The sequence below is a fragment of the Streptomyces sp. NPDC048473 genome, from assembly GCF_043200155.1.
Taxonomy (GTDB): Bacteria; Actinomycetota; Actinomycetes; order Streptomycetales; family Streptomycetaceae; genus Streptomyces.
Genome location: NZ_JBICXE010000154.1, coordinates 1 through 2,517, shown reverse-complemented (window position 1 = coordinate 2,517; position 2,517 = coordinate 1). Strand labels below are relative to the sequence as shown.

Genomic DNA, 2,517 nt, shown 5'->3' with positions numbered 1-2,517 from the left:
GGGACTCCACCATGCCCAGGCAACAAAATCGCCTCGACCACCCACCAGTTGGTGATCAACGCAGCCGCCTCAGCCCAACCGAAACGGCGAGGCTAAGGGCTCACCGCGGACATACCGTTCCTACGGACTGAGCGGGAGTGAGTCCTTCTGTTGCCAGGACCCGTGCTCAGCCGAACGCCCCGAACGATGTCGGGCGTTCTGATTGCCCGCGTGCGCTCCACAGCCCGGCGGCACGGATCGTGTGCGTGGTCCAGGGATGCGGGGGCGGGGTCCCCCATGCCCAGGTTTGTCCGGTCCGGCCAGGATGGTCCGATGCCCCTGCACATCGCTCTGGTGTGCACGGGGCGGTGTCGTCCTTCCCCAAGCTCTCAACTCCGTTCGAGCAGGGGATACCCCATCCCGGATCGGGTGCCCTTGGGCGCGCCGTCCGATCGCCACGGCGGCAGCGTCGTGGCGATTCGTCTTACGGGTGTTGCTGGTGAGGGGCTTCTGCCCGTGCTGGGCGCCCCACTTCGAGGTATGGGCCGGATCGACCGCGGTGATCGCGATTCCCGTCCCCGCCGGACCGCCGCGGGGCTTTGACGGCGCGATCGACAAGCGCGGCTGCTGCGTCACCGGCGACGTTGTCTCACATTCACGAGGGCTGCGTCGTCCTATAGACGAGACAAACACCGGCACACCCGTCTACGCCCGCCGCAGCCAACTGGAGGTCACCATGAGCACCAATGTGCCCATCAGCAGGCAACAGGCGCCCGATCCAGGCGGACTCGAGGGCGCCGCGCCGTCCCGCGTGGCCATCCCGGAGAGTCGGCCCCGGCCCTCCGGTTGGACACGAGTGCTGTGGCTGCTGGCGGCCTTCACGGCCGCAGTGGCTGTCGGCCTCCCGCTGACCGGGGAGTGGGCCATCAAGCCAGTACTGCTGCTGCTGGTTCCGTTCTCGCTCATCCACGGCGTCCGCCGGTACGGCGCGAAAGTGTTGATCATCTTCCTCGTGGAGACGCTCGTGGTGAGCAATTTCTTCGAGAACTTCAGCATCTCCACCGGGTTCCCCTTCGGTCACTACCACTACGCCGGTGGACTCCAGTTGATCGACGTTCCGATCCAGATCGGCCCGATCTACTTCGGCCTGGGGTACGTATGCTGGCTGGTGGCCAGCACCCTGCTCGACGAGGCGGACACCGTACCGAGCCTACGTGCGGGAGCGGGCGGGCGCGTCAGTGTGGTGGCGCTGCCGATGCTCGCCGCGGCAATGATGACGATGTTCGACGTCGGCATGGACTCGATCTCCTCCACCGTCGTCGGGAACTGGGTATGGGAGCGCGGCGGCGGCCTGTTCGGTGTTCCCTACAGCAACTACCTGGGCTGGTGGCTGGTCACCTACATCTTCTTCCAGATCTTCGCTCTCTACCTGGCCCGCTCGCAGGCACCCGTGCACGCCGAAGGCCGCGGTGCCCTGCTCCAGCCTGTCGTGGCCTACGGGGCACTCGGCCTGAGCTCTGTGACGTATTGCATCGGCGCCTCGGACCAATTCTTCACGGACCCGACCGGAATTGTCTGGAGCGGGCACGCCATCAACGAGAGCATGATGATCACCAATCTGTTCTCCGTGGTCTTTGTCGCCTTTCTTGCCACCGTAAAGCTCGCCCGCAACGACATCGCCCGCAGCGCGGCTCCAACTTTCCGGTAATCACCGCGTCGGCTGTTGTCTTGCGAAGCTTGTCCGATACCCGGTTCCGGGTTGCCTTGGGCTCCACGCCTGCGTGGTGTGAGAGGACACCCGGACGTCCAGGGGATCGGGACCGTTGGGCGTGTGGCGGCCGGCTGGGCCGGGGGCGTCGTCCGGCGCTCGGACGTCGTGGAGTGATCAAGGCAGTCCCACTGGCCACCGGCTTCTTTCCGGTAGCTCCGCCTCATGCGCCGAGCACTCACTCTCGCCCACTCGACGAGCCCGCCTGCGCACTCACTCTCGTCGAGTGGGCGAAGACCCGGTTGGGGCTGACGGTCGAGGCCGGCAGCCGCCCCAAGAATGCGGTCGGGCTTCGTCGATCTCACGACCTGGGCGCCATCGACCTCATGACCAGAGGCCTGATGAAAAACATGACAAGTCAGCCGGAGAGCTGAGTCCAATACTCCGCTACACGGAAACCCATGGATTCATAGAGATGAATGCCGGCCTCAGATGCGTTGAGGATCGCCGTATGGGCTCCAGATGAGTATCCGTCACGCGGTACGGCCTGCGTCGCAGCTCTTCCGTAACCCGACCGGCGCTGCTCGGGTGGCACGGTAATGTTGAAAACGCCGACGTGGTCCCCGACATGTATACCGTAGGAAGTCGTTACCGGTTCATCCTTGAACTCAACGATGTACGCGGGCGTGTGTCGGGCGTTGAGCGCGTAGGTTGAGCTGAAGACGGTCAGGGCCTCCGGTGATAGGGCAGGGGCATTGCGTGATTGGGATTGGTCCGGTTCGCCGGTCTCGTGAGTGACGTGGCGTCATGTCCGTTGTGCGGTAAGGGGC

At 64.9% G+C, this 2,517-nt stretch carries 2 protein-coding genes and 1 pseudogene; 1 reads left to right on the top strand and 2 read right to left on the bottom strand.

Annotated features, from left to right (window positions below):
* Positions 1–120: 120 nt before the first annotated feature.
* Positions 121–555, bottom strand: a pseudogene (locus ACGFU7_RS47830) (hypothetical protein); the annotation flags it as partial.
* A 160-nt stretch (positions 556–715) separates the two neighbouring features.
* Between ACGFU7_RS47830 and ACGFU7_RS47825 the strand changes: the two are divergent.
* Complete coding sequence (locus ACGFU7_RS47825; protein ID WP_393705076.1) at positions 716–1,687, top strand: carotenoid biosynthesis protein; 972 nt, start codon at positions 716–718, stop codon at positions 1,685–1,687.
* Positions 1,688–2,105: 418 nt separating this feature from the next.
* On the opposite strand, the gene ACGFU7_RS47820 is transcribed toward ACGFU7_RS47825, so the two are convergent.
* Positions 2,106–2,417 (bottom strand): GNAT family N-acetyltransferase, encoded by a 312-nt coding sequence (locus ACGFU7_RS47820; protein ID WP_393705078.1) that lies wholly within the window; start codon positions 2,415–2,417, stop codon positions 2,106–2,108.
* Positions 2,418–2,517 lie beyond the last annotated feature (100 nt).